A 26,247-nucleotide genomic window follows, 5' to 3' on the forward strand; every position below is an offset into this window, starting at 1 on the left:
CAGGACTAACTTATTCCCCAAAGGGCGGCTGACAAGCGCGTTTCAAATGACTATCTCGTGACACGATACCGAATAGGGACCAACCGGGACGCAAAGATGGCAGGCGAGACGCTGAAGGCGACGACGGATGCGGCCGGACTGGCGGCGATGATTTCGCGCGCGGCGGCCCAGACGGCCGGCGGCAAGCCGACGCTGCCGCCCGTCGATCGCTGGGAACCCCCGTTCTGCGGGGATCTGGACATGGAAATCCGCGCCGACGGCACGTGGTTCTACATGGGCACGCCGATCGGGCGTGCGCCGCTGGTCCGGCTGTTCTCGACGGTGCTGCGCAAGGATGCCGACGGCAAGACCTACCTCGTCACACCTGTGGAGAAAGTCGGAATCCGCGTCGAGGACGCTCCCTTTCTCGCCGTGGAGATGAGTGTCACGGCGCGGGACGGCGAACAGGTCCTCACCTTCCGCACCAATGTCGGCGATCTCGTCGAGGCGGGAGCGGAGCATGCGCTGCGTTTCGTGATCCACGGAGAGAACCACGAGCTGAAACCGTACCTGCATGTTCGCGGGCGGCTGGAGGCGCTGGTGACGCGCGCCGTGATGTATGATCTCGTGGAACTCGGCGAGACGGTCGATATCGATGGAACCGAGATGTTCGCCGTGCGCTCCGGCGGCGCGCTCTTCCCGGTCATGCCGGCGGCCGAGCTGGACCGGCTGTCGCAATGAATTTCACCGATTTCTCAGCCGCGGATTTCCGCCACCGGGCGCTGAACCAGATCGGCGCGCCGATCGAACATGCCTGGCGCGACCATGGCGACCATGTGCTGAATCCGGAAAGCCTCGTCGAGGTCGAGGGGCTGAAGCTGAAGGACGCCGCCGTGCTGGTCCCGGTGGTGGACGATCCGGACGGGGCCAAGGTGATCCTCACCCAGCGCACCGCGAAGCTCCGGAAGCATTCCGGCCAGGTCGCCTTTCCCGGCGGCGGGATCGACGAGGGCGATCCTTCGCCCGAGGTTGCCGCACTCCGCGAGGCGCAGGAGGAGATCGGCCTTCATCCGGATTTCGTCGAAACCGTCGGCCGGCTGCCGCAATATCTGGCGGGGACGGGTTTCCGCATCGTCCCGGTGCTCTCGGTGGTGCGGCGCGGCTTCACCATCACGCCCAACCCGGAAGAGGTCGATGCGGTGTTCGAGGTGCCGCTCTCCTTCCTGATGAACCCGGAGAACCACCAGCGCGACAGCCGCACCTGGCAGGGGATCGTCCGGCATTTCTACGTGATGCCCTATGGCGAACGCTATATCTGGGGCATTACCGCCGGGATCATCCGGACGCTTTATGAAAGGCTCTATGCATGACCGACCTGTCGAACGAGAGCTGGTTCCGCGAACCGGGGCTGCAGCGGCTCTTCGCGCTGCTCAACGCCGACGGCGGAGAGGTGCGGGTGGTTGGAGGCGCGGTGCGCAACAGCCTGATGGGGCTGCCGGTCGGCGACATCGACCTCGCGACGACGCTCGAGCCCGAAGCGGTCGTCGAACGGGCAAAGGCTGCCGGCATCAAGGCCGTGCCGACCGGTATCGACCACGGCACGGTGACGCTGGTGATCGACGGCAAGGGCTATGAGGTGACGACGCTTCGCCGCGACGTCGAAACCGACGGGCGGCGCGCCAAGGTGGCCTTCGGGCAGGACTGGCAGGAGGATGCCGAGCGGCGCGACCTGACGATCAACGCACTCTATGCCGGCGCGGACGGGCAGGTGATCGACCTCGTCGACGGTCTGCCCGACATCGAGACGAAGACCGTTCGCTTCATCGGCGACGCCGAAATGCGGATCGCCGAGGATTATCTGCGCGTCCTGCGCTTCTTCCGCTTCTTCGCCCACTACGGCGGCGGCCGACCGGATGCGGCAGGCCTGAAGGCCTGTGCGCGGGCGGTTTCCAAGCTCTCGACGCTGTCGGCCGAGCGGGTCTGGGCGGAAACCAAGAAGCTGCTCTCGGCACGCGATCCCGGCCGGGCGCTTCTGTGGATGCGTCAGTCGGGCGTGCTCTCCGCGATCCTGCCGGAAACCGAAAAATGGGGCATCGACGCGATCCCGACGCTGGTGGCGGCCGAGCAGGCGCTCGGCTGGCGGCCTGAACCGCTGCTCAGGCTGGCGTCGATCGTGCCGAAGGATGCCGAGCGGCTGGCGGCGCTCGCGCAACGGCTGCGTATGTCGAATGCGGAGGCTGCCTATCTCGATCGCTATGCGAAGGCCCCGAAGGCCAATCCGGACGGCTCCGACATCGCCTTCGACCGCGAGCTCTATCGAAGCGGCAAGGAGGGCATCGTTGCCGCGCTGAAGATCGATCTGGCCTATGCGCGAGCGGCGGCCGAGGCCGACCCGAAGGCCATGGCGAAGGCGGGCCGGCTGTCGGTGCTGCTTCAGCGGGCCGAACGGTTTGAACGCCCGGTCTTCCCGCTGAGCGGGGCGGACGTGCTGGCGGGCGGCGTCGAGCCGGGTCCCGCCGTCGGCGAGACGCTCAAGGCGCTCGAACAGGAATGGGTCAACTCGAACTTTTCCTTCGACCGGGCGAAGCTCCTCGCCCGGCTCCAGGATCTCGTCAGAAACTGATTCAAGTGCTTGCGAAACTGATTCATCCGGTCGCTACAAGTCCTTGCGCCGAATGAGCAATTCGTTTGATGTTCCCGCAAAGCGGCGGTCTTCGGTCGTGCCGGAGCGCCGCCGAATATCAGGCGGCGTTTGCCTGTTCGGTGATCCGGGCCTTGATGTTGTCGACCATGTTTTCGCGGATGACCGTTTCGCCGTGGGCTGTGCGCATGTGCTCGACGGCACGGCGGACGACTTCGGCTTCCTCCTCGGCCCGCGTGTGCCAAGAGCAGCCGGGGACCAGTGAACCACATTCGAACTGTTTCATGTCGTTCTCCTCTTCGACTTGTTACAGCGCCAGCGAGACTATCACGAAAGCCGAAAACAGCCAAACTCAGGAGCGTTCGGGACCGGCCTTGAGGCCGGTCCTTGATGCTGCTTTTAGGCGATGCGGATTGCGTTACTCGGGCATGGCCCAGGCACGGAAGACCGTACCGTTGGCTTGCGGCGGCAATTTGCGGGAAAGGCCTTCGATGTCGTTGGCCGCAGCCAGATCTGTCAGGTCGTGACCGGCAAGGCCGAGCCGGACCTGTTCGACGAAATAGCTGTGGGGCAGGTCGACGTCGCTCGATGCCCTCAGTTCCTCTGCCAGACGGTCAATGAATTCGGGGGTGTTGAGAACGCGCTCGGTCGAAGCGGGAGTGTGGGGTGGAATGCTGCTCGGGTATGCCATCGCAATCTCCTCCATTCGTAACGGACGAGACGATAACACGGCAAAACCACATTCCAAATGCAATTTGATGTCGCACCTGGGCTGCGACGCTTTGGGGCGATTTGCCGCCCAGGTGACGCTTCTGGCTGTGGATATCGATGCGCGGTTCGCGGGACGGGAACGCCGTCAGGGCCAGCGCACCACCGGCGGCAAGGAGGAGAGAATGGACTCGACGTTTCCGCCCGTCTTCAGGCCGAAGATCGTGCCGCGGTCGTAGAGCAGGTTGAACTCGACATAACGGCCGCGCCGCACGAGCTGTTCGTCCCGGTCTTCCTCGGTCCAGGGCAGGTTGAAGTTCGACCGCACGATCTTCGGATAGACGAGGTTGAAGGCGCGGCCGACATCCTGAACAAGCGCGAAGTCGGCATTCCAGCCGCCAATCTCTTCCGGAGAATGCAGCCAGTCGAAGAAGATGCCGCCGATGCCGCGAGGCTCGTTGCGGTGCGGCAGGAAGAAGTATTCGTCGCACCAGGCCTTGAATCTCGGATAATCCGCGACGGCGGCGTGACGACCGCAGGTGATCTCCATCGCGCGGTGGAACAGGCGGGTGTCGGGATCGTCCTGCGTGCGCCGGCGATCGAGCATCGGGGTGAGGTCTGCACCGCCGCCGAACCATTGGCTGGTGGTTACGACCATGCGGGTGTTCATGTGCACGGTCGGCACGTTCGGATTGACCGGATGAGCGATCAGCGAAATGCCGGAAGCCCAGAAGCGGGGATCTTCTTCCGCGCCGGGCATGGTCTTGCGGAATTCGGGCGAAAATTCGCCGTGGACCGTCGAGGTATGGACGCCGACCTTCTCGAAGACGCGGCCTTCCATCATCGACATCCGCCCGCCGCCGCCGGCTCCGCCGTCGCGAAGCCAGTCCTTGCCGACGAAGCGGCCGGGCTTCTGGTCGGCCAGCGGGCCGGTCAGCTCGTCTTCCAGCGCTTCGAAGGAGGCACAGATGGTGTCGCGCAGGCCCTCGAACCAGGCGCGGGCGGCCAGCTTCTTGTCCTCGATGTCAAACGGCAGGCCTTTCGGCAGATCAGGTCTTTGCATCCTTCCCCCGGGGCTTAAGCCCATGGACGGCGACTCGGCGCCTCTTTCAAATTCTGCAATTAGCAGGTCGATCCCGCCTCAACCAGACGAAGGGCAGGGCCGTCCCCCAGATTCGACTCGCAAATCCGCGGCTGCGCCCCTATTTTGAGGGCATCGAGGTGTTTCATGACGAAGATACCGGGTCCGCCGCCGCTGGACGGCCTCAAGAGACGGATCGCCCAGCAGCGTCAGGCGAAGGGCGCGCGCGACGGTGCGCATTTTGTTCGAGAAACCTTCTGCCTCACACGGGACGAAGCGCGTGCCAAGGCGCGCGAGTGGTTCGACAGTTTTCCGAAGGCCGCCTACTGGACGGAAGTGGAAAGCTGGCGCCAGCTCGATGGCGACCGGATCGAGTTCACCATGCGCCGGCTGCCGACGGCTGACTAAATCGCCACAACTCCTGCTTTCAAGCGATCACCCCCCGCAGGGCCGTCGCGGTCAGCGACGGCCGGAGCCTTTCGGTCGGGACGGTCCGCGCGGTGCGATGCCCGACTTCTTCGGCGCGGGGCGGATCGGCGCGCTGGGGGCGAGGATTTCGCTCGGCGGCGGCACTTCTGCGGTTTCCACGGGTGCTGAAGTTGCCACCGGGGCGGCGGCGAGGACGCCCGCCTCTTCCGGCACGACTTCCGGGATTGTTGCCTCAGCTTCGGCCACCGGAGCTTCCGGCTCGGGTGATGCCGCAAGCTCGGGCGTGCTGGCAACTTCGGGCAGCGGCGCGGCTGCGGCCGGTTCCGTCAATTCCTCGCTGACGTCTGTGGGGGCTGGGACGGGGAGGGTAGTCACCACGGCTTCCACCGGCGCCGGGACGGCTGCGGGCGAAGACGGTTCGGCGGCGGTTGCGCCCCGGGCCAGGATCTCCTTGATGATGCGGGTGACCTGGAGCGATGCGGCAAAGTCGGTGTTGGTCGAGTGACCGGCCAGCGGCACGCGGATATCGCTTTCGATCTGCGGCCGGGAGTTCATTTCGCCGAACCAGTCGAGCTCGCCGATGACATCCACCACGTCGCGGCAATCCGGCGGCATGGTGATGCGACCGCCGAAGGTGACAATCTTCAGGTCGGGTGCCAAGGCACGTATGCGCTTCGGCGCCTCTTCCTTGATCGAATAGAGAGCCTCGGACAGAACGCGATTGCCGCGGGAATGGCCGGCGAGCAGGGTGAAGGAGAAATCCGGGTCGGCGAGCAGGGTCTCGACCGTGTCGGTGTCGAGGCAGCTCGGATGGGGCTTCAGCGCCAGCTTGTGGCGGTCCTCGTAGGCGCCGAGGCGCGGGCGGCCGACGACGTCGTCGATCACCTCGAGGTCGTTGCGCATGTGGCCGAGCCAGCCGAAGAAGAAGGAACCGCCCATGGTCTCGTTGATGATGTCGCCAAGGCCGTAGCCGGACACGACGGCGGCGACGGGCGCGCCGATCGCGTCGGCGACGTTTCGGGCGAAGGCGGCGGCACCGATCGCCGAACCGCCGACGCCGGCGACCGCCATGGCATGCACGTCGCGGCCGCCGCGCAGCTTGTATTCGTCGACACTGTCGCACAGCGTCAGCATCGGGCCGCCGCTCGGCGGGACGATCATGATCAGGCCTTCCGAGGCCAGCGCGTCGCTGACGTAGAAGGTTTCTTCGGCGGTCAGGGCCCGCACGTCATAAAAGAGGGCATCGAGACCCGTATTGCGCAGGCGCCACGGCTCGAGTGCGGCATTGCGCGCGGGACGGTGCTGAAGCCTCTCGGGGAAGCTGAGCGTCCTGGCAAACTGGGTCAAACTCAGGGCGAATGCGGTCTCGAACATCGATCGTCTCCCGGTTTTTGCTGCGTTGCAACATAGCATCCGTCGGTAGAATTAGCAAATGCGGAGAGAGGCCGGGGGCATCATGCCGCAGTTGCAGATGTAACCAACAGGTGTAGGCGGCGGACCGCTGCACTGTAGCCCGGTTTGACGACGTTCAGGTGATGGAGGGCCGCCACAGGAGAGAAAGACCGTCGGCCGTCTGTCCCGTCAGGTGGTCTGCCGCAGGGCCTCGCCGGCGATCATTGCCGCCGACATCGCAACATTGATGGAGCGCTGGCCCTCGACCATCGGGATGAGGACGCGGGCATCGGCGCGATCGTGGACATGGTCCGGCACTCCGGCGCTTTCTCGACCGAAAAGCAGGATGTCGTCGGGGCGGTAGGCGAATTCGGTGTAGCGCGTGGCCGCCCGGGTCGAGGCCAGGATCAGTCTCCGGCCGGATTCTGCCCGCCATTCCTCGAAGCGCTCGAAATTGACGTGGCGCTGTAGCGTTACGCTTGCGAGATAGTCCATGCCAGCGCGCTTGAGGTTGCGGTCGGAAATGTCGAAGCCGGCCGGTTCGATGATGTCGACGCCGAGGCCAAGGCAGGCGGCGAGCCTGAGGATCGTGCCGGTATTACCGGGAATGTCGGGCTGGTAAAGGGCGATGCGAAGCGCGGTCATCGCCCTTCCTAGCGCGGGGTGGCGGCCCGGCTCAAGGGGTGGAAACCATCCCGGGCGTTGTTGTCTTCGGGCAACAGAGGCGTTCGATCACGGAAATTTGCCGGTTTGACGCTTTTCAAGGCAGAAATGTCGGTCTAGAAGACGAACATCTTCAACACGCAACAAGGGAGGCTTCGATGACATCAAACGGTATGACGCGCCTTCCGGTCCCGCATTTTCTGCAGGCTGCGTGAAGGCGACTTCGCCTCTCTTCCCAAACTGACTTTCTTGAATCGCCCTGCGGCCGGATTGCGGCCTTAGATCTGATCTTTCGCCCGCCGGGATCCGCGTCGCGGTTCCAGCATTTGGAGCGGGTCACGTTTTATCCGGAGTCTTTCCATGTTTTCGTGGTTCGAAAGCCGCCTCAATCCCTTTCCGGCCGAAGACCCGGCACTGCCGCCGAAGGGGCTTGTCGCGTTCTGCTGGCATTATACCCGGTCCGCCGCGCCATGGCTGCTGCTGCTCGGCCTGTGCTCGGGCCTGATCGCGGTCGGCGAGGTGGTGCTCTACCAGTTTCTCGGCAATATCGTCGACTGGCTGTCCAAGACCGACCCGACCACCTTCCTCGCGACGGAGGGGGGACGGCTGGTCTGGATGGGCGCGCTGGTGCTGATTGGCCTGCCGGTGGTCGGCGTCGTGCACAGCGTGGTCATGCACCAGGTGCTGGCCGGCAGTTTCCCGATGATCGCCCGCTGGCAGATGCACCGCTTCCTGCTGCGCCATTCGATGACCTTCTTTGCCAACGAGTTTGCCGGACGCGTGGCCACCAAGGTCATGCAGACCTCGCTTGCCGTGCGCGAAACGGCAATGAAGCTTATCGACGTCTTCGTCTATGCCGTCACCTTCTTCATCTCCATGGTGACGCTGGTGGCATCCGTCGACTGGCGGCTTGCCGTGCCGCTCGTCCTGTGGATCTTGCTCTACATCACGATCCTCGCGAGTTTCCTGCCGAGGCTGCGCAAACTGTCCAGCGAGCAGGCGGACGCACGCTCGCTGATGACCGGCCGCGTCGTCGACAGCTACACCAACATCGCGACGGTGAAGCTGTTTTCCCATTCCGGCCGTGAGGAGGTCTATGCGCGCGAGGGCATGGACACCTTCCTCGATTCCGTCCGCCGGCAGATGCGGCAGTTCACGCTGCTCAACATCGCCGTCGACGTGAACAATGCGGTTGCGCTTTTTGCCATCGCAGGCCTCAGCATCGCCTTCTGGCTCGGCGGTTCCATCTCGGTCGGCGCGATCGCCGTCGCCATCGGCCTTGCGATGCGCATCAGCGGCATGTCCCACTGGATCATGTGGGAGGTCGCGGCCCTCTTCGAGCAGATCGGTACCGTCTATGACGGCATGGGCATGATGACCAAGCCGCACGACATCGTCGATGCCGAGGCATCCAAGGCGCTGAAGGTGGAAAACGGCGAGATCGTCTACGATCGCGTGCGCTTCCACTACGGCAAGTCGAAGGGTGTGATCGAAGACTTCTCGCTAACCATCAAGGCGGGAGAAAAGGTCGGCCTGGTGGGGCGCTCAGGCGCCGGCAAGACGACGCTGATGAACCTTCTGCTGCGCTTCTACGACCTGGAAACCGGTCGCATCTCGATCGATGGCCAGGACATTTCGGCGGTCACGCAGGACAGCCTGCGCCATTCGATCGGCGTGGTGACGCAGGACACCTCGCTCCTGCACCGCTCGATCCGCGACAACATCGCCTATGGCCGGCCGGAGGCGAGCGATGCGGAGGTGATCGAGGCGGCGAAGCGGGCGAATGCCTGGGACTTCATCGAAGGGCTCGCCGACATGCAGGGGCGCTCCGGTCTCGACGCGCAGGTCGGCGAACGCGGCGTCAAGCTTTCCGGCGGCCAGCGGCAGCGGATCGCGATCGCCCGCGTGTTCCTCAAGAACGCGCCGATCCTGATCCTCGACGAGGCGACGTCGGCGCTCGACTCGGAAGTCGAGGCGGCGATCCAGGAAAGCCTGTTCTCCCTGATGGAAGGCAAGACGGTGATCGCGATCGCGCACCGGTTGTCGACGCTGACCCAGATGGACCGGCTCGTCGTCCTCGACAAGGGGCGGATCATCGAGACCGGGACGCATGGCGAACTGGTCGCCAAGGGCGGCGTTTATGCCGACCTCTGGAACCGCCAATCGGGCGGTTTCCTGGCCGATCAGATCGAACAACCCACTGAAGAAGCAGCAGAATAAGACTTTCGTTTAATGCTGAAGCAGCGTTGGCCGGGACTGCATCAAGTCCCGGCCTTCGCAACTGCGAAAGCTTGCCCGTAAGAATCAACGTGTCAAAACGACACAGTGGGCAAGGTTTCGTTCACTTGTTCCAATTTAGCTTAATTAGTACCCGACCTAATTTTTGGAAGATGATCTTCCGAGGGCATTTCTGCCCGTGTTCGTTGGGATGCCGATTCTCCTTCCCGGAACAAATGTTATGTCCAACATCAAAATCAAAGTCATGTTGCCGCTGCTGTTTGCGGTCGTCGTGACGCTCGGCATCGTGCAGGGCGTGATGGCCATCAAGTTCATCTCCGACGTCAAGCAGCAGGTCGATGTCATCGGCCACGAACGCATGCCGCGCACCCTGGCGGTGGCGAAAATGAACGCCCAGTTCGCCGAAGTCCGCCGCAATTATGCGATCATTCTCAGCGCCGCCGATGCCGACGAACTGGCAAGGCTTACCGAGGGGCTCAACCGTGCGGTTGCCGCCCGCGGCGAAGCGTTCGACGCTTTCGGCGCCATGATCGCCGGCAACGGCACACGCACCCAGGCGGTCGAGCTGTTCGACCGGTTGAAGGCAGCGCTGGACGATTACGACAAGCTCGGTGCGGAACTGCTCGAACACAAGGCTGCCGCGGACATCGCCGGCGCCAAGGCCTTGTTCACCGGCAAGATGACGGACGTCGCCAAGACTGCCTCGGCGCGGATGAACGACATCGTCGAACTCAACCGGAGCACGACGGACGCGGCGATGGCGCATGCCGACTCGGTCTCGCTCTTTTCCATCTATGCGACGATCGGTTCCGTGCTTCTTGCCGCGCTGGTTGCGGCGGCCGCAGCGCTCCTGAGCTTCTTCCGTGTCGCCCGTCCGATCACCGACATCACCCACGCGATGAACAATCTGGCGGCCGGCGACACCTCGGCCGAAATCCCCTTCGACGGCCGCAAGGACGAAATCGGCGAGATGGCGGCAGCCGTCGCCGTGTTCCGCCACAATGCCATCGAGCGCGCCAATCTCGAACGGCAGGCCGAGCAGAACCGCAGCCTCACCGAACAGGAACGGATTGCGCGCGAAGAGCAGAAGGCACGCGAGGCGGCCGAGGTCCAGTTTGCCGTCGACCAGCTGGCAGGCGGGCTTGCGCGCCTCTCCGATGGCGATCTCGCAGTCAAGATCGACGCGGCCTTTGCCGGTCACCTCGACGGGCTCCGCGTCAATTTCAACCATTCGGTCTCCAAGCTGCAGGACGCCATGCGCGCGGTCGGCGACAACGCCCGCGCGATCGATGCCGGTGCCCGTGAGATGCTTTCGGCTGCGGACGATCTGTCGAAACGCACCGAACAGCAGGCCGCTTCCGTCGAGGAGACGGCGGCAGCGCTCGAGCAGGTGACGACGGCGGTCAAGGATTCCTCCGTTCGCGCCGAGGAAGCGGGCCAACTCGTCGCCCGGACCCGGGAAGGGGCCGAGACCTCCGGCGAGATCGTGCGCCGGGCCGTTTCCGCCATGCAGGAGATCGAAAAGTCCTCCGGCGAGATCTCGAACATCATCGGCGTGATCGACGACATCGCGTTCCAGACCAACCTCTTGGCGCTCAATGCCGGCGTCGAAGCCGCTCGCGCCGGTGAAGCCGGCAAGGGTTTTGCCGTCGTCGCCCAGGAGGTTCGCGAACTCGCCCAGCGTTCGGCAAACGCGGCGAAGGAGATCAAGGCGCTGATCACGACGTCGGGCGAACAGGTCCGCAACGGCGTGTCGCTCGTCGACGAGACCGGCAAGGCGCTGGAGAAGATCGTCGCCGAAGTGCAGGAGATCAACCGCAATGTCGGCGCGATCGTCACCTCGGCACGCGAGCAGTCGACCGGCCTCATGGAGATCAACACCGCGGTCAACACGATGGACCAGGGCACGCAGCAAAATGCCGCCATGGTCGAGCAGTCGACGGCGGCGAGCCACGGCCTTGCCCAGCAGGCCGCGGCCCTCACCGAACTTCTCGCGCAGTTCAAGCTTGGCGAAGGGGCTGCCCAGGCCTACCAGCCGCCGGTCCGTGCCGCGAGCGCGGCTTCGCGTCCGGCCGTTTCTCCGGCCCGCGCGCTCGGGCGCAAGCTGGTCAACGCCTTCAACGGCAATGCCGCCGTGGCGAACGAGGGCTGGTCGGAGTTCTGATCCGGTCCAACGTATTCGTGAGAACAGGGGAATGGGGCCGCGCGGCCCCATTTTTCGTTTGCTCAGCCGGAAATGCCTCGGCGGCCATCCGTCCGGTGAGGGGGTGTAGAAAACCTGAAGGGGTGTCGCGGACAAATCGATTGCCGCGTCATCGCTGCGGGGCTATGCAGCGCCTTCGCCGTCCGACCGGACGGACACCGGCTGAGCGAGGCTTCATGCGACACTATCTCGATTGGATCTGGGCGGCGCTCGCCGGTTGCCTGCTGGCGATCATGATCACCATCAACAGCGGGCTGGCGGGCTATTCGACGCCCTTCGTCGCATCCTGGGTGGTGCATGGGGTCGGCGCCGTCGCCGCCTTCTTCCTGCTGCGCCTCAACCTGATGCTCTTCGGTCGCGGCTCGATCGCCGGGCCGGCGGGCGGGCGTCCGCCTCTGTGGTCCTATCTGGGCGGCGCGCCCGGCGCCTTCGCGGTCGCGCTGTCGTCGATTGCCGTCAATTCAGAACTCGCGCTTGCCGGCGGTTTGTCGCTGCTTCTGGTCGGGCAGATCCTGTTCGGCCTCCTGTCCGATCTCGGAGGTCTTTTCGGCACGCCGAAGCGGGCGCTCAACCGTTTCGACATCGCGGCAGCGCTCTGCGTCGTCGCGGGCAGTGCGCTGATCATCTATTCGGGAGGGGCGTGATAATGCTCGGATCTGTGCTCATCGCCCTGGCCGGTGGTGCCGCCGTCGGCATGAGCCGGTCGATCAACGGCCGGCTGACGATGGACCGCGGCGCGTTCCGGGCCTCGTTCTGGAACCACTTCATCGGCTTCCTCCTGCTTAGCGTGTTCGTCGTCTTCTTCGAGCGGGAAGGGCTGGCGCTTCTTGGGCAGGTGCCGGTCTGGGCCTTTACCGGCGGCATGGTCGGGGCTGTGTTCGTCGCCATTTCATCCTACGTCTTTCCGCGCGTCGGGGCGGCGCGATCGGCGCTGCTGATCATCGGCAGCCAGATGATCGCGGGGCTTGCGATCGACTACCTGCGGGGCACGGCGGTCTTTCACCTCGGCCAGCCGGCCGGCGTCGCGCTCATTCTCTTCGGCATCTATCTCACGCGCTTCTCCAAGCAATAGACCGCGCCTGCCACCCGGAAGCATGACGCAAATGTAATGTCGAGCGCTCGGCATTCGCTTTGCCGTGCGGCAGAATCCGCCTATATCCGGTGGCATGATCTTTCGTTCCGTCGCCCGCCTTTTCGAAAACTGGATCGATCCCTATTCGCGGACGGACGACCTTCGTCCGCCGGCCGGAACCTGGGCCTTCGTGTGGTTCTATGTTCGCCAGGCCAAGGTGCCGTTCCTGATGATGGCGGCCTTCGGCGGTGCCGTCGCCATGCTGGAGGCCGGGCTGTTTTGGTTCGTCGGCCGGCTCGTCGACCTGCTCGACACCGTGCCGAAGGAGGGCGGCTGGGATGGTCTGATCGCCGCCCACGGTTACGAACTGCTGGTGATGGCGTTGATCGTCTTCGCCGGGCGCTTCCTGGTGGTCACGATCGGCGCGCTCGTCGAGGAACAGGTGATCGTCCTCAACTTCTTCAACCTGGTGCGCTGGCAGGCGCATGCGCATGTGGCGCGCCAGTCGCTCACCTTCTTCCAGAACGACTTTTCCGGACGCATCGTCACCAAGGTCTGGTCGGCCGGCCAGTCGACCGGGGATCTCCTGACCTCGCTGCTGCAGGTCGTCTGGTTCATGGTGATCTACACCGTCTCGACGATGGCGCTCGTGGCGCAGCTCGACTGGCGGCTTGCGGCGATCATCGCGTCATGGATCGTCATCTTCCTCATCCTGGCCCGGATCTTCGTGCCGCGCATCCGTTATCACGCCCGGGAAACGGCGGAAGCCGCCTCCATGCTGAACGGACGGCTGGTCGATTCGTATTCGAACATCCAGACGCTCAAGCTGTTTGGCCGCGAAAAGCAGAACGACCACTACATCCGGGCCGGTTTCGACCGGTTCCAGGCGACGCTGATGCCGTTCGCGCGTCTGCTGACCGGTGTCAGGGCGTCGCTCGCGATCCTGTCGGGCGTGATGATCCTGATGATCGCGGTGCTTTCGGTCGATCTGTGGTTCGCCGGCGCGATCACGGCAGGGGGCGTCGCCTTCACGCTCGGCCTGGTGCTGCGCCTCAACATGCTGCTCGGCCGCATGATGACCCAGCTCAACGGCATCATGCGCAATATCGGAACGATCCAGAACTCGGCCGAGCTGATCTCCAAGCCGATCGGCCTCGTCGACGAGCCGGGCGCGAGCGCGCTCAAGGTGTCCAGCCCTGAAATCCGTTTCGAGGACGTGTCGTTCCACTACGGGCGCAAGAGGGGAGCGATCGACCACCTGACGCTGACGATCCGGCCGGGCGAGAAGGTGGGCATCGTCGGGCGGTCCGGCGCCGGCAAGTCGACGCTCGTCAACCTTCTCCTGCGCTTCTACGACGTCGAGGGCGGACGGATCCTGATCGACGGGCAGGACATATCGAAGGTCACGCAGGAAAGCCTCCGGTCGCAGATCGGCATGGTGACCCAGGACACCGCCCTCCTGCATCGCTCGATCCGCGACAACATCGTGTTCGGCCGGGAAGACGCGACTGAAGATATGCTCGACAAGGCCGCCGACCGGGCCGAGGCGCTCGACTTCATCGAGCGCCTCGAGGACCAGCGCGGGCGCAAGGGGTATGACGCCCATGTCGGGGAGCGTGGCGTCAAGCTGTCCGGCGGACAGCGCCAGCGCATCGCGATCGCCCGCGTCATGCTGAAGGATGCCCCGATCCTCGTCCTCGACGAAGCGACCTCGGCGCTCGATTCGGAAGTCGAGGCGGCGATCCAGTCGAACCTCGACCGGCTGATGCAGGGCAAGACGGTGCTGGCGATCGCCCACCGCCTTTCGACGATCGCCGCCCTCGACCGCCTCGTGGTGATGGACAAGGGCCGGATCATCGAGGAAGGCACCCATGCCGAACTCGTCGAGAGGGGCGGGCTCTATGCCGAGCTCTGGGCCCGTCAGTCGGGCGGTTTCCTCGCCGTACACGAGGACAGCGACGACAAGGCGGCGGAATAGGGACGGCGCGACCGGTCGACGCTCAGGGGCCGACTGCGAGGTCCGCGATCAGGCCGTAGTGGTTCGAGCCGTAGCTGTCGGCAATGCGTGTCAGCGATACCGGCACGATGTCCGCCGACGTATAGATGTGGTCGATCGGAATGCCGAAGACGCCGGCCTCGACCGGCCAGGTGGCAGGTTCGGTGCCGGTGGCCCACAGCGCATTGCGCCGCAGGAAACGCTGCATGTCGGGCGCGATGGTGTCGGAGTTGAAGTCACCGGCGATGATCGTCGGACCGCCCCGTTTGCGCAGTTCGATGCCGGCGCGGCGCAGTTCCTCGGTGTGATAGTCGTCGAAATAGGGCTTGGTCACGTGGATCGCCGCGAGCTGTACGCGCTCGCCGCCGATGCGGATGCCCGCCATGGCAAAGCGGTCGGAGCGCAGGTCGCTGAGGCTCATGAATTCCGGTTGTTCGAAGGGGTGCTTCGAGAGGATCATCAGGTCGCAGCCATCGACGAGCGCGCCGCAGCCCATGCGGTAGGGAAAGGCCGCCGACAGCTCCTCCAGGTGGTGCTCGAGGGGAGCCGCCTCGAGGACGAAGGCGACATCCGCATCCGAACCGTTCAGCATCTCGACGATGCGGCTGACATTGGCGAAATTGTCGCCGAGAATGTTGAAGCTCAGCATCCGGAAGGATGCGCTGCCGGAGGGGGCGACGGTCGCCGGAGGCAGGAATTCTCGCTGCATCCAGATGGCATGCCCGCACAGGAACAGCGCGAGGCTCAGCAGCAGCCAGCCGAAGACATTGCGCCGGAGCACGAGGCAGAAGAGGGCGCCGAGCACGGCGGCGACGCCGATATGCGGCTGGAGGCTGAAGAAGAAGGACAGCAGCCAGAAGTCCGTGACGTATCGGAGGCTGACGATCGCCAGTCCGAGAGACAACAGGACGCAAAATACGAGGGAAAGCCTGTCTCTCATGCAAACGCGATTCCATGGGGCGGGGCGGTGCCCGGAAGGCGGGACCATGCCGCAATTATACTTGCGTTGCAACAAGTCCGCAGGGCACTGCAAAATCAGGCGAAGAGGCGTGAATAAATCCGCGACATTGTGCCCTCATCCCCCTGTGAAGACTGGACATAATTCAATATCAAGCTTAGAACGCGCCAAATTGGCGGGGAATCTGTGGCGCAATCGTGTCCGCGCATGCAATCCTCGTCGCCTTGAAATGCGGTGTGTCGCAGAATTCGCGAAGAGGATGGTTTGACCGTGAGCGAGCACGAGATGAATAGCGAAACCTTGGGCGAGCCTACTCGCCGCGATTTCCTTTACCTGGCGACCGGCATGGCCGGTGTCGTCGGTGCAGCTGCGGTTGCCTGGCCGTTCATCGACCAGATGCGCCCTGACGCCTCGACGCTGGCTCTCGGCGCGATCGAAGTCGACGTCGCTGCAGTCGAGCCGGGCATGTCGCTCACCGTCAAGTGGCGCGGCAAGCCGGTCTTCATCCGCAACCGTACCGAAAAGGAAGTGGAAGAAGCCAAGGCGGTCGCGATCGCTGACCTCAAGGACCCGGTTGCCCGCAACGCCAACGGCGATGCCACTGCCGAAGCGACCGACCTCGCTCGCTCGGCCGGCGAAGGTAAGGAAAACTGGCTCGTCATGATCGGCGTCTGCACCCATCTCGGCTGTGTGCCGCTCGGCCAGGCTGGCGACTTCGGTGGCTGGTTCTGTCCCTGCCACGGTTCGCACTACGACACCGCGGGCCGCATTCGCAAAGGTCCGGCGCCGCAGAACCTGCCCGTTCCGACATTTGCATTCGTTTCCGATTCTGTGATCAAGATCGGTTGAGGGGATAAGAGAATATGAGTGGTCATTCCAGTTACCAGCCGTCGACCGGCCTTGAGAAGTGGATCGACGCGCGGCTGCCGCTGCCGCGCATGATCTATGACAGCTTCGTTGCCTATCCGGTTCCCCGCAACCTGAACTACGCCTACACCTTCGGCGCCATGCTGTCGGTCATGCTGATCGTTCAGATCCTGTCGGGCGTCGTGCTTGCCATGCACTATGCGGCCGACACCACCGTCGCCTTCGTTTCGGTCGAGAAGATCATGCGCGACGTGAACCACGGCTGGCTGCTGCGCTACATGCACGCCAACGGTGCGTCGTTCTTCTTCATCGCCGTCTATCTGCACATTGCCCGTGGCCTCTACTACGGCTCGTACAAGGCGCCGCGCGAAATCCTCTGGATCCTCGGCGTGGTCATCTACCTGCTGATGATGGCGACCGGCTTCATGGGCTACGTTCTGCCCTGGGGTCAGATGTCCTTCTGGGGCGCAACCGTTATCACCGGCTTCTTCACCGCCTTCCCGTTGGTCGGCGAATGGATCCAGCAGTTCCTGCTCGGCGGCTTCGCCGTTGACCAGCCGACGCTGAACCGCTTCTTCGCGCTTCACTACCTGCTGCCCTTCATGATCGCAGGCGTCGTCATCCTGCACGTCTGGGCCCTGCACGTCACCGGCCAGACCAACCCGACCGGCGTCGAAGTGAAGTCGAAGACGGACACCGTTCCGTTCACGCCTTACGCAACGCTCAAGGATGCCTTCGGCGTATCGGTCTTCCTGATCGTCTTCGCCTGGTTCATCTTCTACATGCCGAACTTCCTCGGCCACCCCGACAACTACACGATGGCCAACCCGCTGAAGACGCCGGCCCATATCGTTCCGGAATGGTACTACCTGCCGTTCTACGCGATGCTCCGCGCGATCACCTTCAACGTCGGCCCGATCGACTCGAAGCTCGGCGGCGTTCTGGTGATGTTCGGCTCGATCATCATCCTGTTCTTCCTGCCCTGGCTCGACACCTCGAAGGTCCGTTCGGCGGTCTACCGTCCGTGGTTCAAGCTGTTCTTCTGGGTCTTCGTCGCCAACGCCGTCATGCTCGGCTGGCTCGGCTCGCGCCCGGCAGAAGGCCTCTACGTCATCCTGTCGCAGATCGGCACGGCCTATTACTTCGGCTTCTTCCTGGTGATCATGCCGCTGCTGGGTCTCTTCGAAACCCCGCGCCGCATTCCGAACTCGATCACCGAGGCGGTTCTCGAAAAGAGCGGCAAGTCTGCCGCAACCCAGGCCTGAGTGCGCGAGAGAGGGATCAACACTATGAAAAAGCTTGTTACAAGCATCGCGCTGATCGCTGCCATGGCGGGTCTCGGTGCCTCTTCCGCAGCTGCGGAAGAGGGTCATGACCTCGCTGCCGCCGTCGAGCATGCCGCTGCTGCCAGCCACTATCCGATCTTCAAGCCGCACAATGTCGAATGGTCGTTTGCCGGCCCGTTCGGCAAGTACGACAAGGGCCAGCTGCAGCGCGGCCTGAAGGTCTTCAAGGAAGTCTGCTCGGCCTGTCACTCGATGAACCTGGTTGCCTTCCGCACGCTGGAAGACCTCGGTTACTCCGAAGAGCAGGTGAAGGCTTTCGCGGCCGAATACGAAGTTCAGGACGGTCCGAACGCCGATGGTGAAATGTTCACCCGCAAGGCCGTTCCGTCCGATCACTTCCCGGCACCGTTCGCCAATGCCGAGGCCGCTGCCGCTGCCAATGGCGGCGCTGCTCCGCCGGACATGTCGCTGCTGGCCAAGGCCCGCGGTGTCGAGCGTGGTTTCCCGACCTTCGTCTTCGACATTTTCACGCAGTACCAGGAAGGCGGCCCGGACTATATCTACTCGCTGCTGACCGGTTACCAGGAGCCGCCGGAAGGCGTCACCGTCGCCGAAGGTACGCACTTCAACCCGTACTTCGCCGGTGCCGCCGCTCTCGCCATGGCACCGCCGATCGCCGACGATCAGGTCACCTATGACGACGGCACGCCGCAGACGCTGGACCAGTATGCCAAGGACGTTTCGGCCTTCCTGATGTGGGCTGCCGAGCCGCACCTCGAAGAGCGCAAGCGCACCGGCTTCATGGTCATGGTGTTCCTGGCGATCTTCACCGCGCTCGTCTACCTGACGAAGAAGTCGGTCTACGCCAACAAGGAGCATTGATCCTTCGCGGATCGATGCATCCAGACGAAAGAAGGCGGCCCACGGGTCGCCTTTTTTTGTTGGTCTCGATTTGCCGGACTTGATAGTGTCGGCCAATTCCTCCCTTACCAATCGATTGTGGACTGAACATGAGTAACTTTGCGCTGGAGCTCGCATCCTCGATCCGCTCCATTCCCGACTATCCGAAGCCGGGCATCATCTTCCGAGATATCACGACGCTGCTCGGCAATCCGCGGGCCTTCCGCCGCGCCGTCGATGAACTGGTGCAGCCCTATGCAGGTCTGAAGGTCGGCAAGGTCGCCGGCATGGAGGCGCGTGGCTTCATTCTGGGAGGTGCGCTCGCGCACCAGCTCTCTGCCGGCTTCGTGCCGATCCGCAAGAAGGGCAAGCTGCCGCACGAGACCGTCAGCATCGCCTACAGCCTGGAATACGGCGTCGACGAGATGGAGATGCATATCGATGCCGTCGAGCCGGGCGAGAAGGTGATCCTGTGCGACGACCTGATCGCCACCGGCGGCACGGCGGTCGGCGCGGTGCAACTGCTCCGCAAGATCGGCGCGAACGTCGTGTCGGCCTGTTTCGTCATCGACCTGCCGGACCTCGGCGGGCGCCAGAAGCTCGAGGCCCTTGGCGTCGAGGTCCGCACCCTCGTCGAATTCTCCGGACACTGATGGTTCTGTGGGTCGCCGGTGCGAGTCGGCGGCCCTGTTCGATGGTTGCCGCAGATAGTGCGAGATTATCCAGGTCCGATCACCGGCCTATTTGCCGGATTGGGTGTTTTCGCCACCGTTCCTGACGACGGTCTTTGACGGTTGCGGATCCTTCTTGCCGCTCTCCCGGGCGCGGGTCTCCGGCCCGGCCACGATGATGCGATGATCGAGATCGCCCTTTACGGCCTGTTCTTCCTGTCTTTTGTCCTTGTGCATCTTGTTCTCCTCTGTTCGACGCACAGGGAGAACACAGGAGAGCGCGGACTGTTCCGTGATGTCTTTCCCCTTTACGCGCCCCGCCTTCATCTGCCGGCAAGGGCAAGGCGGATACCAAGCGCCAGAAAGCCGGCCGCGAACACGCGCCTAATGAGGTTGGTGAGACGGGCACTGGAGAGTACCCGATCACGAGTCATGGCGGCAAAGATCCCGTAGAGGGCGAAGACCGCAAAGGTCATAGCCATGAAGGCGAGGCCGTAGCCCGCCATTGCGGGCAGGGCGCCGGGATCGTCCGGATGGACGAATTGCGGCAGCAGCGCCAGAAAGAAGATCGACAGTTTCGGATTGAGCAGGTTGATCAGGATCGCGTGCCGGATGGTTTCCAAGCTGCCGCGTCTTTGCGCTTCGCCGGACGGGGCCAGAAGCGACCTGTCGCGCCATATGCTGATGGCCATCCAGATCAGGTAGAGCGCACCGGCGAATTTGAGGATGTTGAAGGCGGTCTCATTGGTCGCGAGCACGGCAGCCAGCCCGGCCATCGCGGCTGCCATATGGGGCAGGATACCGAGCGTGCAGCCGAAAGCGGCGACCATTGCGGCGGCGCGGCCGTTGGCCAGTCCGGTGGCGATGGTGTAGAGCGCCCCGGTTCCCGGCGTTGCGATGACGATCAGCGATGTGATGATGAATTCGGTGAGCATGGGCCTGTCCGGTTGTTGATGACCGGCGGAAGTTAGCGCCGGGCCGGCTCAGGCGTCTTGAATGGAATTGCAGGACAGGCAAGCCGCTCTGTAGGCGGCCGGTGTCACGCCGTAGCGCCGGCGGAACTCGCGGGTCATGTGGCTCTGGTCGGCAAAGCCGCTTTCTGCGGCGGCAAGGGCGAGCGAGGCTCCGGCCGCGATGCGGCGACGGGCATCGGCAACCCGCCGCTGCAGCAGATAGGCGTGGGGCGTCAGTCCGGTGAGGGCGCGGAAGGCGCGAAGCGTCTGGAACCGGCTGAGGCCGGTTTCCCTCGCGAGATCCGCCAGCGAGGTGTCGCGGGAGGGATCGTCGTCGATCAGCGCGCGGGCGCGGCCAAGGCCGGGAGAGGGGCCATGGACCGGTCTCCTGTCCTTCCCGCTTGCGAGCGGCGCGAATAGGCGGAGGAGGGCCTGTTCGATCGCCATGTCGCGGGCCGTCTCATCCCGGGTCGTCGCGCGTTCGAAGGTGGAGAGGAAGCCCGCGGTGTCCGGACGGCCGCTCAGCACCGGCTGCGCGAATTCGAACGTCCCGTTTTCCTCGCCGAGGCCGCCTTGAATGGCGACAAGCAGGTTTGGGTCGAGGTACAGCATGGACCAGCTTCGCGCTTCGCCGCGGATCGGCAGGCCGTCATGCACCTCGCCCGGATTGACCGTGATGAGGTCTCCCGCACCGGCCGTGACCTGGCCCCGGCCGGATGCGGAGAGCTGGCCGCCCGCGGTGATGACACCGATGCCGAATTCGTCATGGGTGTGGCGCGGGAAGCTGTGGCTGCTGGTGGCGGCGACGGCATGCAGGCCCGCATAGCGGGTCGGCAGCATGCGGAAACCGTCGCGCGCCATTGTCATGTCAGCCTGCGATCGCCTTGCGGATGTCGCCGGCGATGTCTTCCGGTTTGGTGCCGGGGGCGTACCGGGCGATCGGCTGACCGTCCCGGCCGATGAGGAACTTGGTGAAGTTCCACTTGATCGACTCGGTGCCGAGAATGCCGGGCACCTCGTGGGTCAGGTACTTGAACAGCGGATGGGCGCCCGATCCGTTGACCTCGACCTTGGAGAACAGCGGAAAGCCGACCTTGAAGTTGATGTCGCAGAAGGCCTTGATCTCGTCCTCACTGCCGGGTTCCTGGCCGCCGAACTGGTTGCAGGGGAAGCCGAGCACCACGAGGTCTGGTGCGAAGGTCTCCTGCAGGTGCTGGAGGCCGGTATATTGGGGCGTATAACCGCAGGCGCTCGCCGTGTTGACGACGAGCACCACCTTGCCGGCGAACTCCGAGAGAGCACGGTCTTTCCCGTCGATGTCGACGGCGTGGAAATCATAGATGCTCACGGGTGCGTCTCCTATTCGAATTCGAGGATCTTGGTCCTGAAGCGCAGAACCGTCTCGCCATCCTGGTTCACGCCTTCGCCGATCCCGGTGTTCAGGATGAGGCCGGGCCGCGAGGCGAGCGGACGGCTTTCGACGCTGGTCAGGCTGTAGGTGATGGTATCACCTGCATAGACAGGCTTCAGCCACTGCAACTGTTCGAAACCGGGCGAGGGGCCGAGCTTCGGCGGCATGATATTTTCCGCGGCAAGGCGTTTCACCTTCTTGCCCCAGAAGTCGATGAAGCAACGCATCCAACCGGCGCAGGTGTGCCAGCCGGAGGCGCAGAGCGCGCCGAAGACGTAGGCCTTTGCCGCCTCCGGATCGGTATGGAACGGTTGCGGGTCGAATTTTTCGGCAAAGCGGATGATGTCGTCGGCCGTAAACGTGCGCGTGCCGGTCTCGACCCTGTGGCCGGCCGGATAGAGTTCGATCATCTTCACGCGGCATTCTCCTGCGGACGCAGGCGAAACATCACCGAATTGACCGAGCGCATCACGGTTTCGCCGCGCTGGTTCTCCAGCCGGTGTTCGAAGGTGACGATGCCGATATGGGGCCGCGAGCGCATCGGCCGCGCGGCGGTGACGGTGGAGCTTCCGGTCAGCGTGTCGCCCGCGAGCACGGGCTTCTTCCATTCCATGGTGTCGATCCCCGGTGCGCCTTCCGAATGGGCATCGAGCAGATAGGAATCGATCATCATGCGCATGAACATCGCGCTGGTGTGCCAGCCCGACGCCGAGAGGCCGCCGAGGATGCTGGCCTTGCCTGCGGCTTCCGACAAATGCATCGGCTGCGGGTCGAATTCTCTCGCAAATTCAATGATTTCTTCAGGGGTCGTGGTTTTCGGTCCGAGTTCGAAAACCCTTCCGACCGTGAAATCCTCAAAATAGAGTCCTGGCAATGGCATGCAGCATTTCCTTGTGGGCGTTTCCGTGCAGAATGGCGCCCGACAACGGCAAATACAAGGAGGAGCCATGGGCGGGTGGATCGATCACACACCTTTCCTGTCGATCCTCGATGCAGAGGCGCGGGCGGCTCTCGAAGGGCTGAAGCCGCAGCACGTGCCCGATCGGACCACTCTGTTCCGGCCGGGCGACGAGGCGCAGGCCTTCGTCATCCTGATTTCCGGCAGGATCGGCGTCTATCTCAGCGGGCGGGGCGGGCGCGAACTGCTGCTCTATGCCGTCACCCCGGGAGAGACCTGCGTGCAGACCACGCTCGGCGTTCTGGGTGGTGCGCTCTACACCGGCGAGGCGATCGCCGAGACGGACCTGGTGGCGGTCATGGTGCCGCCAGCGATGTTCGAAACGCTGATCGCGCGGTCCGCGAGTTTCCGTGCCTTCGTCTTCCGCGCCTTTGCCGCGCGTCTCGGCGACCTGATGTTCGTGCTGGAGCAAGTGGCCTTCGTCAAGGTCGAGCAGAGGCTTGCCCGCGCGCTGCTTGATCGGGCAGGGGCAGGCAATGTGGTCGAAGCGACGCATCAGGAGCTGGCGGTGATGATCGGATCGGCCCGCGAGGTGGTGTCGCGACGGCTTGAGGCACTCGCGTCCAAGGGGGTGATCGCCAACGAGCGCGGCCAGGTGCATGTGCTGGAGCGGAGCGAACTGCAGCGCATGGCGAGCGCAGACTAATTCTTACGGCCGGTGACTAAGTCACTGAACGCGACGGGCCATTTGTTATGTTTTGGCATCGCAACCGTTTTCACCCGAAAGGAAAAGTCATGTTCGCCAAGAATGTCGGATCCGTCGATCGCATCCTGCGCATCGTCGTCGGTCTCATCGTGCTGTCACTGTTCTTCATCTATCCGGGTGCGCCGTGGCGCTACTTCACGTTGATCGGCATCGTGCCGCTCTTGACCGGTGTGTTCTCGACCTGCCCGCTCTACTCGATCCTCGGCATCTCGACCTGCCCGATGAAGAAGGTCTGACTACCGCTTCAGAGCATGCCTGACACGGCCCGCCGGCGACCAACCGGCGGGTCTTTTCTGTTGGACGAACGGATTCCCCGTTGCCCTGAGGCTATTTCGTCCCGGACCTCTGGCCGGGTCGGGTCCCGCCGAGTATCAATCGTCCATTGATGGCTGACGAGGGCATGTTTCGTGGATTCCGATTTGAAGGGGCTTCTTTCCGGTGCCAGCCGGGAGGGTATCATCACCGAGGCACAGGCGGAGAAACTGCTGGCCTACATCGATCGCGGCCGATCGGCGGCTGCCGATGGCATTCGCGAGCCCGTCGGCGACACCGAGACCCCGCGTTTCGTGCGCGGCTTCCACGACGTGCTCATCACGATCGGCATTGTCATCGTGCTCGCCGGCATCTGGGGCGTCGGCACCTTCTATGCGGCGCTGCCGGCCATCGTCATCCTCGCCGAGGTACTGGTGCGCCGCCAGCGTCTCGCGCTACCTGCGGTCGCGCTCACCATCGCCTTCGTCCAGTGGATTGCGGTCGTCACGGCCTTCGTCCTCGACGTCGACAGCGAGGGTTTCAGTCCGATCGGTTATGCCTTGTTCTACGTGCTGCCTTTCCCGGTGCTTCTCGCGGCATTCCATTGGCGCTACCGCGTTCCGCTGTCGCTGGCGCTGTTCTTCGTGTCGGCCTGCTCGCTCGGCCTCATCCTGATCTTCTATCTGATCCAGATGGCGACAGGGGATGTGAACTTCGTCGTCAACCATCGGACGACGACCTCGGTGATCCTTCTGGCGGCGGCGCTTGCACTGTTCGCCCTCGCACTCAGTTTCGATCTCAAGGATCCCGCGCGGCGGACGCGCAGTTCGGATGTGGCGTTCTGGCTGCATCTTGGGGCGGCACCGGCGCTTCTCTATGCCATGCTTTCATTCGTCTTCATGGACGGTATCAGCGATCTCGGTGCCTTCCCGGAAAGCGCAGGTAACGGCGAGGCCTTCATGGTGGTGGTGATCGTGACGCTGTTCATGGGTGTCGGCCTGGTGATCGACCGGCGGGCGTTCGTGACGTCGGGCCTGCTGTCGCTCGGTTTCGCGATCTACAAGCTCTTCGAGACGGCCGACATGAAGCTTGACGTCTACATCTTCGTGACGCTGCTGATCGTCGGGCTGGTGGTGCTGACCATCGGCGTCGGCTGGCCGTGGTTCCGGCGGATTGTCGTGTCGGGACTTCCGCAGCCGCTCAAAGAAAAACTGCCGCCTCTTCGGTGAAGGGCGGCAGTCGCTGTTCGTGTCCGATGTCCGGCCCGGCCGGTATCAGGTGTTGAAACGGAAGTGGATGACGTCGCCGTCGTGGACGACGTATTCCTTGCCTTCGTCACGGCCCTTGCCAGCTTCCTTGGCGCCGACTTCGCCCTTGTAGGCGATGTAGTCGTCGTAGGAGATGGTGAAGGCGCGGATGAAGCCGCGTTCGAAGTCGGTGTGGATGACGCCGGCGGCGGCAGGCGCCTTGGTGCCGCGGACGATCGTCCAGGCGCGGCATTCCTTCGGCCCGACGGTGAAGTAGGTGATGAGGTCGAGCAGGTGGTAGCCGGCGCGGATCAGCCGGTCGAGGCCGGCTTCGTCGAGGCCAAGGGCTGAGAGGAACTCGGCGGCTTCCTCTTCCGGCAGCTGGGCGACTTCCGCCTCGATCGCGGCCGAGATGATGACGCATTCGGCGCCCTGTTCGGCGGCCATTTTTGCCACCGCTTCGGTATGCTTGTTGCCGGTCGCGGCGTCGGCCTCGGCGACGTTGCAGACGTAGAGCACCGGATGCGAGGTCAGGAGGTTCAGACCCTTGAGGATTTCGATCTCTTCGGGCGCCAGCGTCTTCAGGAGGACGCGGGCCGGCTTGCCTTCGTTCAGGAGCTTGATGACGGCTTCCATGACCGGCAGCTGGGCGGTTGCATCCTTGTCCTTGCCGGTGGCGCGCTTGCGGGTCTGCTCGACGCGGCGCTCGAGGCTTTCGAGGTCTGCGAGCATCAGCTCGGTCTCGATCGTGTCGGCGTCGCCGACCGGATTGATCTTGCCTTCGACATGGGTGATGTCGTCGTCCTCGAAGCAGCGCAGCACATGCACGACGGCATCGACTTCGCGGATGTTGGCGAGGAACTTGTTGCCGAGGCCTTCGCCCTTGGACGCGCCGCGCACCAGGCCGGCGATGTCGACGAAGGAGATGCGGGTCGGGATGATTTCCTTCGAGCCGGCGATGTCGGCGAGCTTCTTCATGCGCGGATCGGGAACCGCCACTTCACCGGTGTTCGGCTCGATCGTGCAGAACGGATAGTTGGCGGCCTGGGCCGCCGCCGTCTTGGTCAGCGCGTTGAAGAGTGTGGACTTGCCGACATTCGGCAGACCGACGATACCGCATTTGAAGCCCATGGCTCTGATACCTGCTCAGCTTGGAATTTTCGTTGACCACGCGTATGGGATAAAGGAGCCATGCGGTCAAGGTCTTCGGCGGAGACCGGCCGGTTCCGGACCCGGTCGACGGACGAAGGGTCCGGGTTTATCATGACGAAAGGCCGGTCTTCGCGACTGCCGGCCCGGGTCATCGACGGACGAGGTTTCCGATGACGGACAGCGATACCGCTCTCAAGCCGAAGACAGTGACCAAGCCGAAGCCGGAACGGCCCCGGCTCTACAAGGTGCTGCTGCTCAACGACGACTATACGCCGCGGGAGTTCGTGACGATGGTGCTCAAAGCCGTCTTCCGGATGAGCGAGGAGACCGGCTACCGGGTGATGATGACCGCCCACAAGTTCGGCACGGCCGTCGTGGTGGTCTGCACCCGCGACATCGCCGAAACCAAGGCGAAGGAGGCGACCGATCTCGGCAAGGAGGCGGGCTTTCCGCTGATGTTCACCGCGGAGCCGGAAGAATGAGC

Annotated in this window: 30 protein-coding genes; 17 read left to right on the top strand and 13 right to left on the bottom strand. The window is 63.9% G+C overall.

The window, feature by feature from the left end; translation table 11 throughout:
- Positions 1-96: 96 nt before the first annotated feature.
- From HHL25_RS02340 to HHL25_RS02350, 3 genes are read left to right on the top strand one after another with little or no spacing between them, the layout of a single operon-like run.
- The gene (locus HHL25_RS02340) at positions 97-720 is read left to right on the top strand and encodes a DUF1285 domain-containing protein (protein WP_169586883.1); all 624 of its coding nucleotides are present in this window, start codon (positions 97-99) and stop codon (positions 718-720) included.
- Positions 717-1,349, top strand: a complete 633-nt coding sequence (locus HHL25_RS02345; RefSeq protein WP_169586885.1) for a CoA pyrophosphatase — start codon at positions 717-719, stop codon at positions 1,347-1,349. The genes HHL25_RS02340 and HHL25_RS02345 overlap by 4 nt, the downstream gene beginning before the upstream one ends.
- Positions 1,346-2,602: a CCA tRNA nucleotidyltransferase gene (locus HHL25_RS02350; RefSeq protein WP_169586887.1), complete on the top strand. Its 1,257-nt coding sequence runs from the start codon at positions 1,346-1,348 to the stop codon at positions 2,600-2,602. Before HHL25_RS02345 ends, HHL25_RS02350 begins: the two co-directional genes overlap by 4 nt.
- Before the next feature lie 118 nt (positions 2,603-2,720).
- Here HHL25_RS02350 and HHL25_RS02355 read toward each other — a convergent pair whose 3' ends face one another.
- From HHL25_RS02355 to hemF, 3 genes are all read right to left on the bottom strand, one after another.
- Positions 2,721-2,906: a DUF1059 domain-containing protein gene (locus HHL25_RS02355; RefSeq protein ID WP_169586889.1), complete on the bottom strand. Its 186-nt coding sequence runs from the start codon at positions 2,904-2,906 to the stop codon at positions 2,721-2,723.
- 132 nt (positions 2,907-3,038) lie between these two features.
- Positions 3,039-3,311, bottom strand: a complete 273-nt coding sequence (locus HHL25_RS02360; protein WP_169586891.1) for a hypothetical protein — start codon at positions 3,309-3,311, stop codon at positions 3,039-3,041.
- A 165-nt stretch (positions 3,312-3,476) separates the two neighbouring features.
- Entirely contained in the window at positions 3,477-4,391 is a 915-nt protein-coding gene (gene hemF / locus HHL25_RS02365; RefSeq protein WP_169586892.1) for an oxygen-dependent coproporphyrinogen oxidase, read from the bottom strand.
- A gap of 165 nt (positions 4,392-4,556) precedes the next feature.
- Here hemF and HHL25_RS02370 point away from each other — a divergent pair, with 165 nt between their 5' ends.
- Entirely contained in the window at positions 4,557-4,817 is a 261-nt protein-coding gene (locus tag HHL25_RS02370) for a hypothetical protein (RefSeq protein ID WP_169586895.1), read from the top strand.
- A 51-nt stretch (positions 4,818-4,868) separates the two neighbouring features.
- On the opposite strand, the gene HHL25_RS02375 is transcribed toward HHL25_RS02370, so the two are convergent.
- Both HHL25_RS02375 and HHL25_RS02380 read right to left on the bottom strand, forming a co-directional pair.
- Entirely contained in the window at positions 4,869-6,212 is a 1,344-nt protein-coding gene (locus tag HHL25_RS02375; protein WP_205927701.1) for a cell envelope biogenesis protein OmpA, read from the bottom strand.
- 207 nt (positions 6,213-6,419) lie between these two features.
- Positions 6,420-6,875 (bottom strand): tRNA (cytidine(34)-2'-O)-methyltransferase, encoded by a 456-nt coding sequence (locus HHL25_RS02380; RefSeq protein ID WP_169586896.1) that lies wholly within the window; start codon positions 6,873-6,875, stop codon positions 6,420-6,422.
- Between the two features lie 378 nt (positions 6,876-7,253).
- Between HHL25_RS02380 and HHL25_RS02385 the strand changes: the two genes are divergently transcribed.
- The 5 genes from HHL25_RS02385 to HHL25_RS02405 all read left to right on the top strand — a co-directional run bounded on the left by HHL25_RS02385 (position 7,254) and on the right by HHL25_RS02405 (position 14,384).
- Positions 7,254-9,113 carry an ABC transporter ATP-binding protein gene (locus HHL25_RS02385; protein ID WP_169586898.1) on the top strand — a complete coding sequence of 620 codons (1,860 nt, stop codon included), beginning with the start codon at positions 7,254-7,256 and terminating at the stop codon, positions 9,111-9,113.
- 238 nt (positions 9,114-9,351) lie between these two features.
- Complete coding sequence (locus HHL25_RS02390) at positions 9,352-11,295, top strand: HAMP domain-containing methyl-accepting chemotaxis protein (RefSeq protein ID WP_169586900.1); 1,944 nt, start codon at positions 9,352-9,354, stop codon at positions 11,293-11,295.
- 215 nt (positions 11,296-11,510) lie between these two features.
- Positions 11,511-11,978, top strand: coding sequence for a DMT family transporter (locus tag HHL25_RS02395; RefSeq protein ID WP_169586902.1), 468 nt, complete (start codon positions 11,511-11,513; stop codon positions 11,976-11,978).
- 2 nt (positions 11,979-11,980) lie between these two features.
- The gene (locus tag HHL25_RS02400; RefSeq protein WP_169586904.1) at positions 11,981-12,406 is read left to right on the top strand and encodes a DMT family transporter; all 426 of its coding nucleotides are present in this window, start codon (positions 11,981-11,983) and stop codon (positions 12,404-12,406) included.
- A 94-nt stretch (positions 12,407-12,500) separates the two neighbouring features.
- Positions 12,501-14,384, top strand: coding sequence for an ABC transporter ATP-binding protein (locus HHL25_RS02405; protein WP_169586906.1), 1,884 nt, complete (start codon positions 12,501-12,503; stop codon positions 14,382-14,384).
- Between the two features lie 22 nt (positions 14,385-14,406).
- Here HHL25_RS02405 and HHL25_RS02410 read toward each other — a convergent pair whose 3' ends face one another.
- Positions 14,407-15,342, bottom strand: a complete 936-nt coding sequence (locus HHL25_RS02410; protein WP_169586908.1) for an endonuclease/exonuclease/phosphatase family protein — start codon at positions 15,340-15,342, stop codon at positions 14,407-14,409.
- A gap of 288 nt (positions 15,343-15,630) precedes the next feature.
- Between HHL25_RS02410 and petA the strand changes: the two genes are divergently transcribed.
- The 4 genes from petA (at position 15,631) to HHL25_RS02430 (ending at position 19,066) form a co-directional block, all read left to right on the top strand.
- The gene (gene petA, locus HHL25_RS02415) at positions 15,631-16,209 is read left to right on the top strand and encodes a ubiquinol-cytochrome c reductase iron-sulfur subunit (protein WP_169586910.1); all 579 of its coding nucleotides are present in this window, start codon (positions 15,631-15,633) and stop codon (positions 16,207-16,209) included.
- Between the two features lie 14 nt (positions 16,210-16,223).
- Positions 16,224-17,492: a cytochrome b gene (locus HHL25_RS02420; RefSeq protein WP_169586911.1), complete on the top strand. Its 1,269-nt coding sequence runs from the start codon at positions 16,224-16,226 to the stop codon at positions 17,490-17,492.
- Between the two features lie 24 nt (positions 17,493-17,516).
- Positions 17,517-18,395, top strand: coding sequence for a cytochrome c1 (locus HHL25_RS02425; protein ID WP_169586913.1), 879 nt, complete (start codon positions 17,517-17,519; stop codon positions 18,393-18,395).
- Positions 18,396-18,523: 128 nt separating this feature from the next.
- A complete protein-coding gene (locus tag HHL25_RS02430; protein ID WP_169586916.1) occupies positions 18,524-19,066 on the top strand; it encodes an adenine phosphoribosyltransferase in 543 nt (180 codons plus the stop codon).
- An 87-nt stretch (positions 19,067-19,153) separates the two neighbouring features.
- Here the strand turns inward: HHL25_RS02430 and HHL25_RS02435 are convergent, their stop codons facing one another.
- From HHL25_RS02435 to HHL25_RS02460, 6 genes are all read right to left on the bottom strand, one after another.
- Positions 19,154-19,321 carry a hypothetical protein gene (locus tag HHL25_RS02435; RefSeq protein WP_169586918.1) on the bottom strand — a complete coding sequence of 56 codons (168 nt, stop codon included), beginning with the start codon at positions 19,319-19,321 and terminating at the stop codon, positions 19,154-19,156.
- A gap of 86 nt (positions 19,322-19,407) precedes the next feature.
- Positions 19,408-20,019 carry a LysE family translocator gene (locus HHL25_RS02440; RefSeq protein ID WP_169586920.1) on the bottom strand — a complete coding sequence of 204 codons (612 nt, stop codon included), beginning with the start codon at positions 20,017-20,019 and terminating at the stop codon, positions 19,408-19,410.
- A 48-nt stretch (positions 20,020-20,067) separates the two neighbouring features.
- Positions 20,068-20,898 carry an AraC family transcriptional regulator gene (locus HHL25_RS02445; protein ID WP_169589528.1) on the bottom strand — a complete coding sequence of 277 codons (831 nt, stop codon included), beginning with the start codon at positions 20,896-20,898 and terminating at the stop codon, positions 20,068-20,070.
- Positions 20,899-20,905: 7 nt separating this feature from the next.
- Positions 20,906-21,385, bottom strand: a complete 480-nt coding sequence (locus tag HHL25_RS02450) for a glutathione peroxidase (protein WP_169586922.1) — start codon at positions 21,383-21,385, stop codon at positions 20,906-20,908.
- An 11-nt stretch (positions 21,386-21,396) separates the two neighbouring features.
- Positions 21,397-21,864, bottom strand: coding sequence for a MaoC family dehydratase (locus HHL25_RS02455; protein WP_169586924.1), 468 nt, complete (start codon positions 21,862-21,864; stop codon positions 21,397-21,399).
- Entirely contained in the window at positions 21,861-22,328 is a 468-nt protein-coding gene (locus HHL25_RS02460; RefSeq protein WP_169586926.1) for a MaoC family dehydratase, read from the bottom strand. The genes HHL25_RS02455 and HHL25_RS02460 overlap by 4 nt, the downstream gene beginning before the upstream one ends.
- Before the next feature lie 67 nt (positions 22,329-22,395).
- Here HHL25_RS02460 and HHL25_RS02465 point away from each other — a divergent pair, with 67 nt between their 5' ends.
- The 3 genes from HHL25_RS02465 to HHL25_RS02475 all read left to right on the top strand — a co-directional run bounded on the left by HHL25_RS02465 (position 22,396) and on the right by HHL25_RS02475 (position 24,593).
- A complete protein-coding gene (locus HHL25_RS02465; RefSeq protein WP_169586928.1) occupies positions 22,396-23,052 on the top strand; it encodes a Crp/Fnr family transcriptional regulator in 657 nt (218 codons plus the stop codon).
- Between the two features lie 89 nt (positions 23,053-23,141).
- Positions 23,142-23,348 (top strand): YgaP family membrane protein, encoded by a 207-nt coding sequence (locus HHL25_RS02470; protein ID WP_169586930.1) that lies wholly within the window; start codon positions 23,142-23,144, stop codon positions 23,346-23,348.
- Between the two features lie 171 nt (positions 23,349-23,519).
- On the top strand, positions 23,520-24,593 hold the full coding sequence (locus HHL25_RS02475) for a hypothetical protein (RefSeq protein ID WP_169586932.1): 1,074 nt from the start codon (positions 23,520-23,522) through the stop codon (positions 24,591-24,593).
- A gap of 45 nt (positions 24,594-24,638) precedes the next feature.
- On the opposite strand, the gene ychF is transcribed toward HHL25_RS02475, so the two are convergent.
- Entirely contained in the window at positions 24,639-25,742 is a 1,104-nt protein-coding gene (gene ychF, locus HHL25_RS02480; RefSeq protein WP_169586934.1) for a redox-regulated ATPase YchF, read from the bottom strand.
- Between the two features lie 191 nt (positions 25,743-25,933).
- Between ychF and clpS the strand changes: the two genes are divergently transcribed.
- Positions 25,934-26,245, top strand: coding sequence for an ATP-dependent Clp protease adapter ClpS (gene clpS / locus HHL25_RS02485; protein ID WP_169586936.1), 312 nt, complete (start codon positions 25,934-25,936; stop codon positions 26,243-26,245).
- Positions 26,246-26,247: the final 2 nt, after the last annotated feature.

The sequence above is a fragment of the Rhizobium terricola genome (assembly GCF_012927355.1).
Lineage (GTDB): Bacteria > Pseudomonadota > Alphaproteobacteria > Rhizobiales > Rhizobiaceae > Allorhizobium > Allorhizobium terricola.

Excerpts from the sequence above, each read along its gene's own strand:
- HHL25_RS02420 (WP_169586911.1), top strand. The coding sequence starts at position 16,224 with ATGAGTGGTCATTCCAGTTACCAGCCGTCGACCGGCCTTGAGAAGTGG.
- HHL25_RS02440 (WP_169586920.1), bottom strand. The coding sequence starts at position 20,019 with ATGCTCACCGAATTCATCATCACATCGCTGATCGTCATCGCAACGCCG.
- HHL25_RS02390 (WP_169586900.1), top strand. The coding sequence starts at position 9,352 with ATGTCCAACATCAAAATCAAAGTCATGTTGCCGCTGCTGTTTGCGGTC.
- HHL25_RS02345 (WP_169586885.1), top strand. The coding sequence starts at position 717 with ATGAATTTCACCGATTTCTCAGCCGCGGATTTCCGCCACCGGGCGCTG.
- HHL25_RS02445 (WP_169589528.1), bottom strand. The coding sequence starts at position 20,898 with ATGGCGCGCGACGGTTTCCGCATGCTGCCGACCCGCTATGCGGGCCTG.
- HHL25_RS02340 (WP_169586883.1), top strand. The coding sequence starts at position 97 with ATGGCAGGCGAGACGCTGAAGGCGACGACGGATGCGGCCGGACTGGCG.
- HHL25_RS02460 (WP_169586926.1), bottom strand. The coding sequence starts at position 22,328 with ATGCCATTGCCAGGACTCTATTTTGAGGATTTCACGGTCGGAAGGGTT.
- HHL25_RS02410 (WP_169586908.1), bottom strand. The coding sequence starts at position 15,342 with ATGAGAGACAGGCTTTCCCTCGTATTTTGCGTCCTGTTGTCTCTCGGA.
- HHL25_RS02470 (WP_169586930.1), top strand. The coding sequence starts at position 23,142 with ATGTTCGCCAAGAATGTCGGATCCGTCGATCGCATCCTGCGCATCGTC.
- clpS (WP_169586936.1), top strand. The coding sequence starts at position 25,934 with ATGACGGACAGCGATACCGCTCTCAAGCCGAAGACAGTGACCAAGCCG.
- HHL25_RS02350 (WP_169586887.1), top strand. The coding sequence starts at position 1,346 with ATGACCGACCTGTCGAACGAGAGCTGGTTCCGCGAACCGGGGCTGCAG.
- HHL25_RS02375 (WP_205927701.1), bottom strand. The coding sequence starts at position 6,212 with ATGTTCGAGACCGCATTCGCCCTGAGTTTGACCCAGTTTGCCAGGACG.
- HHL25_RS02465 (WP_169586928.1), top strand. The coding sequence starts at position 22,396 with ATGGGCGGGTGGATCGATCACACACCTTTCCTGTCGATCCTCGATGCA.
- HHL25_RS02360 (WP_169586891.1), bottom strand. The coding sequence starts at position 3,311 with ATGGCATACCCGAGCAGCATTCCACCCCACACTCCCGCTTCGACCGAG.
- HHL25_RS02435 (WP_169586918.1), bottom strand. The coding sequence starts at position 19,321 with ATGCACAAGGACAAAAGACAGGAAGAACAGGCCGTAAAGGGCGATCTC.
- HHL25_RS02395 (WP_169586902.1), top strand. The coding sequence starts at position 11,511 with ATGCGACACTATCTCGATTGGATCTGGGCGGCGCTCGCCGGTTGCCTG.
- hemF (WP_169586892.1), bottom strand. The coding sequence starts at position 4,391 with ATGCAAAGACCTGATCTGCCGAAAGGCCTGCCGTTTGACATCGAGGAC.
- HHL25_RS02425 (WP_169586913.1), top strand. The coding sequence starts at position 17,517 with ATGAAAAAGCTTGTTACAAGCATCGCGCTGATCGCTGCCATGGCGGGT.
- HHL25_RS02355 (WP_169586889.1), bottom strand. The coding sequence starts at position 2,906 with ATGAAACAGTTCGAATGTGGTTCACTGGTCCCCGGCTGCTCTTGGCAC.
- HHL25_RS02380 (WP_169586896.1), bottom strand. The coding sequence starts at position 6,875 with ATGACCGCGCTTCGCATCGCCCTTTACCAGCCCGACATTCCCGGTAAT.
- HHL25_RS02370 (WP_169586895.1), top strand. The coding sequence starts at position 4,557 with ATGACGAAGATACCGGGTCCGCCGCCGCTGGACGGCCTCAAGAGACGG.
- HHL25_RS02400 (WP_169586904.1), top strand. The coding sequence starts at position 11,981 with ATGCTCGGATCTGTGCTCATCGCCCTGGCCGGTGGTGCCGCCGTCGGC.
- ychF (WP_169586934.1), bottom strand. The coding sequence starts at position 25,742 with ATGGGCTTCAAATGCGGTATCGTCGGTCTGCCGAATGTCGGCAAGTCC.
- HHL25_RS02405 (WP_169586906.1), top strand. The coding sequence starts at position 12,501 with ATGATCTTTCGTTCCGTCGCCCGCCTTTTCGAAAACTGGATCGATCCC.
- HHL25_RS02385 (WP_169586898.1), top strand. The coding sequence starts at position 7,254 with ATGTTTTCGTGGTTCGAAAGCCGCCTCAATCCCTTTCCGGCCGAAGAC.
- HHL25_RS02430 (WP_169586916.1), top strand. The coding sequence starts at position 18,524 with ATGAGTAACTTTGCGCTGGAGCTCGCATCCTCGATCCGCTCCATTCCC.